At 68.6% G+C, this 13,187-nt stretch carries 13 protein-coding genes; 3 read left to right on the plus strand and 10 right to left on the minus strand.

Going from position 1 to position 13,187, the window contains the following annotated elements; translation table 11 throughout:
* Position 1: 1 nt before the first annotated feature.
* The 4 genes from minD to BLW48_RS11460 form a co-directional block, all read right to left on the minus strand.
* Positions 2–817: a septum site-determining protein MinD gene (gene minD, locus BLW48_RS11445; RefSeq protein WP_093057168.1), complete on the minus strand. Its 816-nt coding sequence runs from the start codon at positions 815–817 to the stop codon at positions 2–4.
* A 72-nt stretch (positions 818–889) separates the two neighbouring features.
* Positions 890–1,663, minus strand: a complete 774-nt coding sequence (gene minC, locus BLW48_RS11450) for a septum site-determining protein MinC (protein WP_093174723.1) — start codon at positions 1,661–1,663, stop codon at positions 890–892.
* Positions 1,664–1,791: 128 nt separating this feature from the next.
* Positions 1,792–3,075: a solute carrier family 23 protein gene (locus BLW48_RS11455; RefSeq protein WP_093057086.1), complete on the minus strand. Its 1,284-nt coding sequence runs from the start codon at positions 3,073–3,075 to the stop codon at positions 1,792–1,794.
* 112 nt (positions 3,076–3,187) lie between these two features.
* Positions 3,188–3,610: a hotdog fold thioesterase gene (locus tag BLW48_RS11460; RefSeq protein WP_093057085.1), complete on the minus strand. Its 423-nt coding sequence runs from the start codon at positions 3,608–3,610 to the stop codon at positions 3,188–3,190.
* A 93-nt stretch (positions 3,611–3,703) separates the two neighbouring features.
* Here BLW48_RS11460 and BLW48_RS11465 point away from each other — a divergent pair, with 93 nt between their 5' ends.
* Entirely contained in the window at positions 3,704–5,056 is a 1,353-nt protein-coding gene (locus BLW48_RS11465; protein WP_093174725.1) for an AsmA family protein, read from the plus strand.
* Here the strand turns inward: BLW48_RS11465 and BLW48_RS11470 are convergent.
* The 3 genes from BLW48_RS11470 to BLW48_RS11480 form a co-directional block, all read right to left on the minus strand.
* Complete coding sequence (locus BLW48_RS11470) at positions 5,040–6,428, minus strand: tripartite tricarboxylate transporter permease (protein WP_093057083.1); 1,389 nt, start codon at positions 6,426–6,428, stop codon at positions 5,040–5,042. The genes BLW48_RS11465 and BLW48_RS11470 overlap by 17 nt on opposite strands.
* Positions 6,425–6,877, minus strand: a complete 453-nt coding sequence (locus BLW48_RS11475) for a hypothetical protein (protein ID WP_093057082.1) — start codon at positions 6,875–6,877, stop codon at positions 6,425–6,427. The genes BLW48_RS11470 and BLW48_RS11475 overlap by 4 nt, the downstream gene beginning before the upstream one ends.
* A gap of 66 nt (positions 6,878–6,943) precedes the next feature.
* The gene (locus BLW48_RS11480) at positions 6,944–8,230 is read right to left on the minus strand and encodes a hydroxymethylglutaryl-CoA reductase, degradative (protein ID WP_093174727.1); all 1,287 of its coding nucleotides are present in this window, start codon (positions 8,228–8,230) and stop codon (positions 6,944–6,946) included.
* A gap of 137 nt (positions 8,231–8,367) precedes the next feature.
* Here BLW48_RS11480 and BLW48_RS11485 point away from each other — a divergent pair, with 137 nt between their 5' ends.
* Complete coding sequence (locus tag BLW48_RS11485) at positions 8,368–9,753, plus strand: aminotransferase-like domain-containing protein (protein WP_093057080.1); 1,386 nt, start codon at positions 8,368–8,370, stop codon at positions 9,751–9,753.
* Here the strand turns inward: BLW48_RS11485 and BLW48_RS11490 are convergent.
* Positions 9,743–10,525 carry a crotonase/enoyl-CoA hydratase family protein gene (locus BLW48_RS11490; protein ID WP_093174729.1) on the minus strand — a complete coding sequence of 261 codons (783 nt, stop codon included), beginning with the start codon at positions 10,523–10,525 and terminating at the stop codon, positions 9,743–9,745. The two genes, BLW48_RS11485 and BLW48_RS11490, sit on opposite strands and share 11 nt — an antisense overlap.
* A 95-nt stretch (positions 10,526–10,620) precedes the next feature.
* On the opposite strand from BLW48_RS11490, the gene BLW48_RS11495 reads away from it, so the two are divergent.
* A complete protein-coding gene (locus BLW48_RS11495) occupies positions 10,621–11,409 on the plus strand; it encodes a PaaX family transcriptional regulator (RefSeq protein ID WP_256330756.1) in 789 nt (262 codons plus the stop codon).
* 4 nt (positions 11,410–11,413) lie between these two features.
* Here BLW48_RS11495 and BLW48_RS11500 read toward each other — a convergent pair whose 3' ends face one another.
* Both BLW48_RS11500 and BLW48_RS11505 read right to left on the minus strand, forming a co-directional pair.
* Positions 11,414–12,673: a metal-dependent hydrolase family protein gene (locus BLW48_RS11500; protein WP_093174733.1), complete on the minus strand. Its 1,260-nt coding sequence runs from the start codon at positions 12,671–12,673 to the stop codon at positions 11,414–11,416.
* Positions 12,670–13,179, minus strand: a complete 510-nt coding sequence (locus BLW48_RS11505) for a GAF domain-containing protein (RefSeq protein WP_093076531.1) — start codon at positions 13,177–13,179, stop codon at positions 12,670–12,672. Before BLW48_RS11505 ends, BLW48_RS11500 begins: the two co-directional genes overlap by 4 nt.
* Positions 13,180–13,187 lie beyond the last annotated feature (8 nt).

Raw genomic sequence — 13,187 nt, forward strand, 5'->3', positions numbered from 1 at the left:
ACTACTTGCCTCCGAAAATCCGCTTGAAGAAGCCCGGCTTCTCGGCGTCGACGAAGCGCATCGGCTTGTCTTCGCCGAGAAAGCGCGCCACCACGTCGCTGTAGGCCTGCGCCACGTCGGTTTCCTTGTCGTGGATCGCGGGCACGCCCTGGTTGGAAGCGTGCAGCACGCTTTCCGACTCGGGGATCACGCCGATCAGCTTGATGCGCAGGATGTCCTGGATGTCTTCGAGCGACAGCATCTGCCCGCCCGCCACCCGGTTCGGGTTGTAGCGGGTGATGAGCAGGTGCTCCTTGATGGGCTCGCTGCCGTCCTTGGCGCGCTTGGTCTTGCTGCTGAGCATGCCCAGGATGCGGTCCGAGTCGCGCACCGAAGAAACCTCGGGGTTGGTCACCACCAGCGCCTCGTCGGCGAAGTGCATGGCCATCATGGCGCCGGTCTCGATACCCGCGGGCGAGTCGCAGACGATGTATTCGAAGTCCATCGCGGCGAGGTCGGTCAGCACCTTCTCCACGCCTTCCTGCGTGAGCGCTTCCTTGTCGCGCGTCTGCGATGCGGCCAGCACGAACAGGTTGTCGCACTGCTTGTCCTTGATGAGTGCCTGGCTCAGGTTGGCTTCGCCCTGGATGACGTTGATCAGGTCGTACACCACGCGGCGTTCGCAGCCCATGATCAGGTCGAGGTTGCGCAGGCCCACGTCGAAGTCGATCACCGCCGTCTTCTTGCCCGCGAGCGCGAGGCCCGACGCGAAGCTGGCGCTCGTCGTCGTCTTGCCGACGCCGCCCTTGCCCGAAGTCACCACCACAATTTTGGCCATGGCCATTCCTTCTTGTTTCGATTCAGTTGTTGCTTGTCAGGGTCGCCGCGTTCCTTGAGCCGGTGATCCGGGTCATGGAATAGCGTCGATCGCAATTTTCTTGCCGTCCAGCCGCACCTGGGCCGACTTGCCCAGCACCGTGTCGGGCAGCGGCACCTCGTTGGTCCGGTAGATGCCCGCAATGGCCACCAGCTGCGCTTCCATGCAGGTCGAGAAGATCCGCGCCTCGGTGTTGCCCCGTGCACCGGCAATGGCCTTGCCGCGCAGCGGTGCGTACACATGCACGTTGCCGTCTGCGATGACCTCGGCGCCGAAGCTCACCACCGCCGTCACCACCACGTCGCCGCCGCGGGCGTACACCTGCTGGCCCGAGCGCAGTGGCTTGTCGATCAAGAGCGTGCCGTTGGCCGGCACCGGCACCTCGCGCACGATCTGCGGGGCTTCCGAGGCGGGGGCCTCGGCTGGCGGCGCCGGGGCGCGGGGTGCGGGGGCTGCAGGCATGGCCGCCACCGAAAGGCCGGCAGCCCGGGCCGCGGCGTTCTGCCCGGCATTGCCGCCGCGCACCGCGATGGGTTGGGTCTGGTGGCGCGCCAGCAGGCTGCGCAGGGCGGCAAAGTCGATGTCGCCGACGGTTTCGCCACCCTCGCCCTGTGCTTCCTGCAGCAGCGAGAGGTCGATCACCACCGGCTCCTGCTCGAAGAAGTCGGGCGAATCCGCCAGCTGGGCGTCGAGTGCCTCGGCCAGCACGTCCAGGTCGGACGTCTTGAGGATCACTGCGATCAGCGGCAGCGTGGCGCTCTTGAATTCGAAAACCGCCTTGGTGCGCGCGGCGGAGACATCGGCCATTGGAAAACGTCGGTGCGAAAAGCGTTGGAGTCTAACGGGCGCGGGCCAAACCCCGGTGACCTGCCCCCGCAACAGGCCCCTTGGAGAACACTTCTTTCATGAGGTTGCACTTTTCCGGGGGCTTCGCTTCAGTTCTTCGAACGGCCCAGCAGGGCATAAAGAATGATCGCGCCGAAGGTCGCGGTACCGATGCCGCCGAGAGCGAAGTCGCCGAACTTCAGCGTGAAGTCGCCCGTGCCGATGATCAGCGTGATGGCCGCTACGATCAGGTTCTTGTTCTGCGAGAAGTCGACCTTGTTGTCGACCCAGATCTTGGCGCCGGCAATGGCGATCAGGCCGAACACCACGATGCTCACCCCGCCCATCACCGGCAGCGGAATCGCCTGGATCAGCGCGCCGAACTTGGGGCTGAAGCCCAGCACCAGCGCGATGACGGCCGCTACCACGAACACCGCCGTCGAGTAGATGCGCGTGGCCGCCATCACGCCGATGTTCTCGGCGTAGGTGGTCACGCCCGTACCGCCCGCGGCGCCGCTCACCACCGTGGCAATGCCGTCGCCGATGAAAGCGCGGCCCATGTACGGGTCGAGGTTGCGGCCCGTCATGGCCGTCACCGCCTTCAGGTGGCCGAGGTTTTCCGCCACCAGGATGATCGCCACGGGCGCGATCAGCAGCATCGCGTTGGCCGTGAACACCGGCGTCGTGAAGGTCGGCAGGCCGAACCACGCCGCGTTGGCAATGCCGCTCAGATCGACCGGCTTGCCCATGCCCATGACGTTGGTCAGCACCGCATAGACCACAGTGGCCAGGATCAGCCCCACCAGGATCAGCAGGCGCTGCAGCATGCCGCGCGCGAACACCGCCACCAGGCCCACGCAGAGGAAGGTCACGGCCTGCATCCACGAGTCGAAGTTGCTGGCCGCCATGTTCTTGATCGGTACGCTCGCCAGGTTGAGGCCGATCACCGCCACCACCGCGCCCGTGACCACCGGCGGCATGAAGCGCTCGATCCACCCCGTGCCGACGGCCTGCACGATGGCCCCGATCAGGATGTACACCACCCCGCAGGCCACGATGCCCCCCAGAGCCACCGCGATGTTGGCGTTGGGCCCCTTGCCCGCATAGCCGCTGGCCGCGATCACCACGCCGATGAAGGCGAAGCTCGAGCCCAGGTAGCTGGGCACCTTGCCGCCGGTGACGAAATAGAAGATCAGCGTGCCGATGCCGCTCATCAGGATCGCGATGTTGGGGCTGAAGCCCATCAGGATCGGCGCCAGCACCGTGGCGCCGAACATCGCGATCACGTGCTGCACGCCCATGGCGCCGGTCTGCAGCCAGGGCAGCCGCTCGTCGGGCGCGATGACCGCGCCGTTGGCCAGCGAGGACGCGGGCCGTTCAGTCCAGTTGAACATTTCTTGTCTCCTCTTGTTGGTTGTTGGTGGGGCGTGATTGTGGTCGATGAACCCCGCGCTGAACACCGCACCCACAGGAGAAGAAGGAAGGAGCGGCAGGCGCTCCCGCCGGTCAGCGCGGCTGCAGCACCGCCATCGTGATGCGCGACACGCAGGTCAGTTCGCCCGCCTCGTTCGTCAGGTCGATCTGCCAGACCTGCGTGGTGCGTCCGCGGTGCACCGGCCGCGCCGTGCCGATCACCCAGCCGCTGGTGACGGAGCGGATGTGGTTGGCGTTGATGTCCAGGCCCACGGCGCGGTCGCCTTCGGGGGCCGAGTAGTGGGCGCCGCAGGAGCCCAGCGTCTCGGCCAGCACCACCGACACGCCGCCGTGCAGGATGCCGTAGGGCTGGCGGGTGCGTTCGTCCACCGGGCAGCGGGCACGGATGAAGTCGTCGCCCACCTCCAGGAATTCCATGCCCAGTGCCGATACGACGGTGCCCACGTGGTTGCGCGTCAGCGCCTCGACGGAGATTTCTTTTTTCCAGATACGCATGGAGTGCTTCTTTCTTTGTGCCTGTAACAGTGGCCAAAACTATAGCGATGGCGACTGACAAACCGAGTCGCCTTTGCGTGTTACCTTGAATCGATGAAGCACCCCGTCCGCCGCTGGCTCATTGGCATTGCCGTCGCACTGCTGCTGGGCGTGGGCGCGCTGGTGTGGGTGGTGAGCGCGCGCCTGCCCACCGACGACGAGGTGGCCGCGAAGATCGCCGAAGGCTTCGAGAAGCGCTTCGGCGTTGCCCTGAAGGTAGGCGGCGCCCACTGGTCGCTGTTGCCGGTGCCCGTGCTGGTGCTGTCCGACATCGCCACCGACCAGCCGCGCCCCATCACCCTGCGCCGCGCCACCCTGCGGCTGCAGCTCGCGCCGCTGCTGCAGCGCGTCATTGCCGTGGACGAGATCGAAATCGAGAGCCTGGTGCTGCCGCGCACCTCGGTGCGGGCGTTCCGCGGCAAGGGGCCCAAGCCGCAGGAGGGCAGCGGCAACGTCGTCGCGCTGCCCGCGCCATGGACGCTCGCGCCCGTGCCCGTGGAACTGCTGCGCTGGCGCGACGTGGTCTGGATCGACCGGCGCGACATCTCGCTGGCCTACGACGGCGACGTCCGCTTCGACCCCGGCTGGCGCCCGCGCCAGGCCCGGCTCGAGCGCGCCAGTGTCACGCCACCCGTGCGCCTGCGCCTGGACCGCCAGGCCGGACAGGACCGCTGGCGCACCCGCATCGACGCGGGCGGAGGCACCTGGAACGGCGTCTCCCGCTTGGAGACACTGCCCGACGGCAAGCTGCAGTTTTCCGCCGAACTGGAGCCGCGCCAGATCGACATCGAGAGCCTGGTGCAGGCCTTCGACCGCCGCACCTCGGTGGCGGGCAAGTTCTCGGGCAACACCACGCTCGTGGCCGAGGCCGGGAGCTCCGAGGAGCTGGGCGCGCTGATCCGCAGCCTGCACACCCGCACCACCTTCTCGGTACAGCCCGCCACGCTCACCAAGCTGGACGTGGCCAAGGCCGTCGCCACTGCAGGCGTCAGCCGCGGTGGCACGACGCAGCTGGACGAGCTCACAGGCACAGTCGACACCCAGGGCACGGAAGACGGCGTGGTGATCCAGTACACCAACCTCAAGGCCCGCTCGGGCGTGCTCACGGCAAGCGGCAACCTGAAGCTCTTCAACCGCAAGCTCGACGGCGAGATCGCGGTGGACCTTGTCGACGGCGTGATCGGCGTGCCGCTGAAGATCAGCGGCACCGCGAGCGACCCCGAGCTCTCGCTGACCGGCGCCGCGCTCACCGGCGCGGCCATCGGCAGCGCGGTGCTGCCGGGCGTGGGCACGGCCATCGGGGCGCGCGTGGGGCAGCAGGTGGAGAAGATGTTCGGCGGGAGCAAGCCGAAGCCCAAGCCCAAGCCGGCACCCAGGCCGCGCACCGGCCCTAGGCAAACGCCTTGATCGCCGCCGGCACCGTCAGCACCGCCGTGTAGTACCCCATGAACTGCACGCCGGTGTTGAATCCGATCGCGCGCGACAGCAGCCCGCCCAGCAGCCCCATCGTCAGGATCACCAGCAGCCCGAGCAGCTGGCCTTCCCATACGCTGATGACCACGATCAGCCCGACGAAGGTCGCGATGATCGCCTCGTGGCTCACCTTGCGCGACACGAACAGCGCCGCGCGGCGCGCGAAGTTCATCGTGAACGGATAGGCCACCAGGGCAGCGAGCACCACCGCCAGCATGCCGTAGCCCAGGAACTCCCAGTGGTTCAGCAGGTTGTGCAGGTTGTGCGTCTGGCCGGTGGCCGCATCGATGGTGAACACCGGCGGCGCGTTGAACAGCGGCGCGGCCGGGCCGGCCGCCACAGGGCTCAGCGGCAGGCCGATGGCGATCAGCGGGATCAGCGCCTCGGCGATGTAGGTGGCCTCGGTCACGCCGTTGCGCGCGGCCAGCGTGGTGGTGAGCCGGTGGTACGCATGCTTGATGCGCGAGCCCACCAGTTCGCCCAGCACCACGGTCATCGCGACCGGGCTGAACACGAAGGTGGCGCTGGAGATCGCGGCCGTCGCGAAGGTCCACTTCACCTGCGTGCGGTCCAGCACCTTGAACGGATTCGGGAAGTAGCCCGACCAGCCCTTCACGTCGGGCGCGAGCGAGAAGGTGCGGACCTTGTCGCGCTTCATGCGTGCGCGCGCCGCCGGCGAGATCACCGAGAACAGGTCGGCCACCAGCGGCCCGATGGCGATGCCCAGGAAGTAGCTGATGCCGAGCTTCACGCCGTACTTGCCGGTGAGCGCCTGCAGCGCCACGATCACCATCACGAACGGCACCAGCGTGGCCACCGAGGCCCAGCGCCCGCTGGAGAAGTACGCGATGGCCACGGCCGCCACCACGAAGATCCACGGGGCCGCCTTGGTGATGGCCGCGCCGTAGGGCGCCAGCAGCACCGCGAACAGCACGGCCAGCGGCACCGCGATGAAGGCCGCGATGATCGCGCCCGACACCATCTTGCGCAGCGCGATGTGCGGCACGCCGAGGTTGCGCAGCACGTTCGCATCCTGCAGCAGCGGCGTGGCCATGGTGTCGCCCGGAATGCCCAGCAGCGCGGTGGGCACCGCATGCGTCATGTGCTTGGCCACGGCCGCCGCCAGGAAGAAGGTGAACACGCCTTCGGGCGGCACGCCGAGCAGCACCACCAGCAGGGTGAGCGGCGCGAGCGTGGTGGTCTCGTCGGTGCCCGAGACGAGGCCGATGGCCGCGAACACGACGGCGCCGACCAGGCCCATGCCGGTGGCCACGAGGATCTGGTTCAGGAGTGCGGCATCGATCATGGCGCGGCTCCTTCGGTGCGGCGAGCGCGGGGCTTGTACGACGCGAACAGGTCGTGGATTTCGAGTTCCTTCATCTCGCGCACCACGGCGGGCGGCAGGTCGTCCACCGAGCCGAGGTCGCCTTGCTCGCCGGCCAGTTCGGCCAGCACCTCTTCGCGCCAGCGCGGATCGGCCGCTGCTCCTTCGACGACTTCGCGCTTCGGCGTGAAGAGCTTTGCGCAGATCAGGCCCGACACCACGCAGCCGCCCAGGCCGGCGAGCATGGCGTAGGCCCGTGCCAGCTCGGGCGTGCCGACAGTGCTCATGAGCACGCGGCTGGCCACGAGGTAGCCCGTGAGGCTCACCGCGATGCCGATGGCGATCGACCACGCGAGGTGGCCCAGGTCGGCCGTGTCGCCCCATATCTCCACCAGCCGCCAGCGGGCGGGCGTTGCACTGTCTGCACTCATTTTTCGATGTCTCCGTCTGTGGTTATCTGACGGCCGTCTTGCGTGGCCGCCGCGGTGCTCGTCTGCTTACTTCTTGCGCAGCGCTTCGAGCAGTGCGACCGCGCGGTCGGTGCGCACGTCGTGCTCGACCGCCATCTGCTTCGCGATGCTGTCGACCTCGTCCCCGGTGGCGCCCGCGACCAGCGCGATGTTGCGGGCATGCAGCGCCATGTGGCCGCGCTGGATGCCTTCGGTGGCGAGCGCGCGCAGCGCGCCGAGGTTCTGCGCGAGGCCCACGGCCACCGCGACTTCGCCCAGCTCCTGTGCCGACTTCACGTCGAGGATCTTCAGTGCGAGCCGTGCGAGCGGGTGTGTCTTGGTTGCACCGCCGACCAGGCCCACCGGCATCGGCATCTCGATGGTGCCGACCAGCGCGCCCGCGGTGTCCTTCTCCCAGGTGGTCAGCGAGGTGTAGCGCCCGCTGCGGCAGGCATAGGCATGCGCGCCGGCTTCCACTGCGCGCCAGTCGTTGCCGGTCGCGACGATCACGGGATCGACGCCGTTCATGATTCCCTTGTTGTGCGTCGCCGCGCGGTAGGGGTCGATGGCCGCGAAGGTGTATGCGTCGATCACGCCCTCGACCACCTCTTCGCCGCTGCGCTCGCGCGTGGCCAGCACCGAGGGTGCCAGCCGCACGCGGGCACGCGCCAGCCGCAGATCGGCCAGGTTCGACAGGATGCGCAGCCGCACCGTGCCGCCCGTGAGCTTCTCGACCAGCGGCGACACCGCCTCGGCCATGGTGTTGACGGTGTTCGCGCCCATCGCGTCGCGCACGTCGACGATCAGGTGCATCACCACCATCGCGCCGCGCGGCGTGTCGCCGAACACATGCACCTCGATGTCGCGGCAGCCGCCGCCCAGGCCGATCAGCACCTTGTCGCGGCTGTTCGCCACGGCAAGGATTTCGTCGCGCGCGCGCAGCAGCGCCAGTCGCGCGCCGTACGGGTCAGTGATGCCGATCACCTGCACCTGTGCGCGCATCAGCGGGCCGGTGCTCGAAGCCTCGAAACCACCGCCCTCGCGCGCCAGCTTGGCCATGAAGGAGGCGGCGGCCACCACCGAGGGCTCCTCCACCGCCATCGGCACGAGGTAGTCGCGCCCGTTGACGGTGAAGTTGCCGGCCACGCCCAGCGGCAGCTCGAAGGTGCCGATCACGTTCTCGACCATGCCGTTGGCGCGGTCTACGCGGAGGGCGCCGGGCTGGGAAAGCAGTGCCACTTCATCCCCGGAGAGCGATGCGGCCTGCGCGATGTGGGCCAGGCGCTGCGCGGGCGTGAGTGCGCGGAAGTTGGGAATGCGGGAATCGGCGACCATCGTTGCTTGTCTCTTCGGAAGATGAATTCGGGAGCAGGCAATTTAGGCCGGCTGTACCGCCGGCGGAAGGCACAGTTTGGCGGGACAGTGCGGACAGTGGTGCGCGAAAGCGGGCCGCTGTGTCACAGTCGGCGCCCATGACCACCATTGCCGATTCGCTCGCAGAGACTCTTGCGCGCCAGATCGCCAGCGGCGCCTACAAGGCCGGCGACAAGCTTCCTTCTCTGCGCGAGCTTGCGCAGCTTCATCGCTACGCCAAGAACACCGTCGTGGCCGCCTTCGAGCTGCTGGTGTCGCGCGGGTTGGTCGAGCCGCGCCGCGGTTCGGGCTACTTCGTGCTGCCGCAGCAGGTGGTCAAGCCGGTGGAAGAAGACGCCGGCAGTCTCGGCCGCGCCATGGACATCGTGTGGCTCATGCGCGAGCAGCTCAAGACCCAGCCCGACGCCATTGCGGTGGGCGATGGCTTTCCACCAGTCGAATGGCTGGCCGACGTGCGGCTCGACAAGTACCACCCGAAGGTGGTCCGCACGGGGCTCGGCGCGCTGTTCCGCTACGGCAGCCGCTTCGGCTATGCGCCGCTGCGCGACCATCTCGTGCGCAAGCTGGCCGACTTCGGCATCGGCGCCGAGCCGCGGCAGATCGTGCTGACGCACGGCGCCAACGAGGCGATGGACATCGTCATCCGCTACTTCGTGCCTCCCGGCGGCAAGGTGCTGGTGGACGACCCTGGCTACTACCCCCTCTTCGGCAAGCTCAAGCTCGCGGGCGCGCAGGTGCTGGGCGTGCCGCGCCTGGCCGACGGGCCCGACCTCGAGGCGCTGGAGCGCCTGCTCGTTGCCGAGCGGCCACGCCTGTTCTTCACGCAGTCGATCGCGCACAACCCCACGGGCTCCGACATCTCGCCCGCCAAGGCCTTCCGCGTGCTGCAGCTCGCGCAGAAGCACGACCTGCTGATCGTCGAGAACGATCCGCTGGCCGACTTCAAGCCCACCTCGCTGCCGCGCCTGGCCGCGCTCGACCAGCTGGAGCGCACGATCTACATCGGCAGCTTCTCCAAGTCGTTCTCCGCAGCGCTGCGCGTGGGCTTCATCGCCTGCGGCGCCGACCTGGCGAGCGACCTCGCGGACCTGAAGGCGCTGATCCACGTGAGCAGTTCGGAGTATTGCGAGCGCACGGTCGACGTCATCCTGAGCGAGGGCCACTACCAGCGGCACCTCAATCGCCTGCAGGCGCGGCTCGGCGAGGCCACGCGCAACGCGATCAAGCTGTTCGACTCGGTCGACGCAGAGGTGTTCGCGCGCACCCCGCAGTCGCTCTACGTGTGGGCCGCGCTGCCCGGTGTGGCCGACTCGCTGGCCTTCGCGAAGGAGCTGCTGCCACGCAAGATAGTGATGGCGCCGGGGCGCATCTTCAGCGTCGACTCGACGCAGGTGTCGCGCTGGTCGCGCTTCAACGTGGGCGCCATGGCCGACCCGCGCTTCGCCAAGGCGCTGCGTACCACGCTGCGCTTCTTCAGCGCTTGAATTCCCCGTGGCGACCTGCGCCGCCGGCGAAGCGCGCCGCGCCGGCTTCGCCTTCGGCGAAAACCATCGGTACGCCCTGCGCACCCTCGCGGCGCAGCGCCTCGGCCAGCGGCATGTCCCACTGCCCGTAGGCGGAGCGGCGGTCGGCCAGCATGCATTGCTGCGGGAATGCAGAGAGCTGGTGAGCCAGCTCCTGCGCGGCGGCCAGCGCACCGCCGGGCGGCGTCACGCGGTTGACCAAACCCATCGCCAGCGCCTCGGGCGCGCCCACCGGACGGCCCGAAAGAATCATGTCGAGCGCGCGCCCCATGCCCACGATGCGCGGCAGCCGCACCGTGCCGCCGTCGATCAGCGGCACGCCCCAGCGGCGGCAGAACACGCCGAACACCGCGTCGTCGTCGGCCACGCGCAGGTCGGCCAGCAGCGCGAGCTCGAGGCCGCCCGCCACCGCATAGCCGTTCACCGCCGCGATCAACGGCTTCGACAGCGCCATGCGCGTCGGCCCCATCGGGCCGCTGCCACCGCCTTCGGTATCGAGCTCATTGCGCCGGGCCGGGTCGCCTACGGCCGAGAGGTCGGCGCCTGCGCAGAAGTTGCCGCCCGCGCCGGCCAGCACCGCGACGCGCAGTGCGTCGTCGGCTTCGAAGCGCTCGAAGGCCTGGCGCAATTCGGCGGCCACCACGCCGTCGACCGCATTGCGTTTCTCCGGGCGGCTCAGCGTGATGGTGCAGACCGTGCGGTCCACGTCGTACGCCACGTACTGCATGGCCATGCGTGCATCCTTTCGGGCTAAATTACATTAGCGGTCGCTCGGTTGCATCGTAGGAAATATTTCTCTGTTTCGCAATTATGGACAAAGTATGTAATGTGCCGGTCGCCATCCCCAGCGCGCCGGAGCTGATCCTCGACCTGCTGGTTGCCGACGGCGGCACGCTGAGTTCGCAGGCGCTGTGCCGCGCGGGCGAGCTCATGGGCATCGGCGAATCGACGCTGCGCGTGGGCCTGACGCGGCTCGCGGCCGAGGGCAAGATCGCGCGCGGCGAGCGAGGCAGCTACGCGCTCAACCGCAAGGGCCCGGCGCTGTCGCGCGCGGTCGACGACTGGCGGCACAAGCAGGCGCAGGCCGTCGCGTGGCGCGGCGACTGGCTCGCCGTGCACGACGCCGGCGTGCCGCGCGCCGACAAGACAGCGTGGCGCCATCACGCTCTTGCGCTGTCGCTGCGCGGCTTTGCGGCGCTGCGGCCGGGGCTGAACATCCGGCCCGACAACCTCGCGGGTGGGCTGGAAGGCGAGCGCGTGCAGCTGGCCGATCTGGGCCTGTCGCGCATCGCCCTGGTGTTCCGGCTGGCCGATCTGGACGATGCCGCGCAGGCCGCCGCACGCAAGCTTTGGAATGTGCGTGCGCTGACGGCCGATTGCAGCCGCCTGCAGACGGGCCTGGAACGCAGCGAGAAGCGGCTGCGCACCCAGCGGCTCGAAGTGGCCACGCGCGAGTCGCTGCTGCTGGGGCGTGCCGTGATCGCGCACCTCATCCGCGATCCGCTGCTGCCGGCCGAACTCATGTCGCCCGAACCGCGCGCCGCGCTGCTCGCTGCCACCCGTCGCTACCAGGACAAGGCGCTGGTTCTCTGGCGCAAGTGGCTGGCGCTGCCGTAGCCCTTCAGTGGACGGTGCCCAGCTCGTCGAACTGCACCACGCCTTCCTTCATGACCAGCGGAATGCGCTCGCCCTGGCCCAGCAGGCAGCCGACGTCGCGCAGCGGATTGCCGTCCACCACCAGGATGTCGGCCAGTGCACCGGGCACCAGCCGGCCCAGGCGTTCGCTCATGCCCAGCACCTCGGCCGCGACCGTCGTTGCGCTGGCAATGGCCTCGGCGGGTGACAGCACTTCAGCGCGCAGGCGGAACTCGTCGCTCTGCAGGCGCTGCGATTCGCCCAGCAGGTCGGAGCCGTAGCCCATCTTCACGCCTGCTGCCTTGTAGATCTCAAGCGAGCGCAGGCCGGCCTCGCGCACGCTGGCCACCTTGGCCACGCTTTCCTTCGGCAGCCCGAAGCTCTCGCCCTCGTTGGCCAATGCGTCGTAGGTGACCAGCGTTGGCACCACATACGCGCCGAGCTGCGCCATGAGTTCGGCCGTGGGCGCATCGACAAGGTTGCCGTGCTCGATGGTGCGCACGCCGCAGCGCACGGCCCGCGCGATGGCCTCGGCGGTGTAGGCGTGTGCCATCACATAGGTGCCGCGCCCGCGGGCCTCTTCGACGATGGCGCGGATCTCGTCCTCGCTGTAGCCGAAGGCGCCCACCGGGTCGGTTGGGGAGGCCACGCCGCCGGAGGCCATGATCTTGATCTGGTCAGCGCCCATCTGCAGCTCCTCGCGGACGGCACGGCGCACCGCGTCCACGCCGTCGGCCACGCGCGCCAGCGCACCGACGCGCACGCAGGTGGCGCACGCCCCGTCGTTGCTCATCAGGTAGTCGGAGCGCGCGCGCATGTCGCCGTGCCCGCCGGTCTGGCTCAGTGCGCGGCCGGAGACGAACAGGCGAGGACCCTGCGCCAGCCCTGATTCCACCGCCTGCTTGAACGCGAAGCCCGCACCGCCCGCGTCGCGCACCGTGGTGAAGCCACGGCGCAGCATGCCGCGCAGCATGGGCACGCTGCGCAGCGTGATGAGCACGTTGGGCATATGCACCTGCCGCGAGAGATTGAGCTCCACCGCGATCACGTGCACGTGCAGGTCGATGAGGCCGGGCATCACGGTCTTGCCCTTCACGTCGATCGTGCGCGCCGAGGGGCTGTGGATAGGCTTGTCGGAAACCTCGCGGACCACGCCGCCTTCGACCAGGATGTGGTGGTTTTCCAGCAGCTCGGGGCGCTGCGGGTCGAGCAGGTTGGCGTTCTTGAAAAGTACGGTGTTCGTCATGCCATGGACTCCTTGGTCTGTTGTGCCATCACTGCGGGCAGCGCCAGCTGCGCGAACACACGCGCGGGCTCGACGTGCCCGGTGTCGTACCAGTTTTCCTCGTGCAGCATGTTGAGCGTGCCCAGCGTCTCGCCGCGCCAGCGCAGCGGAATGTTCAGCACGCTGTGGCAACCCAGCGACACGATGAGCTCGTGGTCGTAGAACACGTCGCGCAGGTCGTCGGCGTTGCGGCCGATGTAGGGCAGGCCGCGCTGCATCACCTGCTGCATCCACGGCGAATCGGTGATCGGCTTGCGCCCGCCCACCGGATAGGCCTCGCGCATGTTGGTGTAGATGCGTTCCGACTCGCGCGCCTCGCGGTGGTGCACCAGGATGGTGAAGAGCCGGTGGCCGATGGTCGCGGCCACCGCCTTCTCGAGCGCGTCGAAGGTGGCCTGGGGTTGTTGCGTGTCGGCATGCGCGCGCGCGACGGCCGACAGCGATTCATCGAGAAGCTTGGGTTGCATGGATGCCC

Source organism: Variovorax sp. YR266, assembly GCF_900107295.1.
Lineage (GTDB): Bacteria > Pseudomonadota > Gammaproteobacteria > Burkholderiales > Burkholderiaceae_C > Variovorax.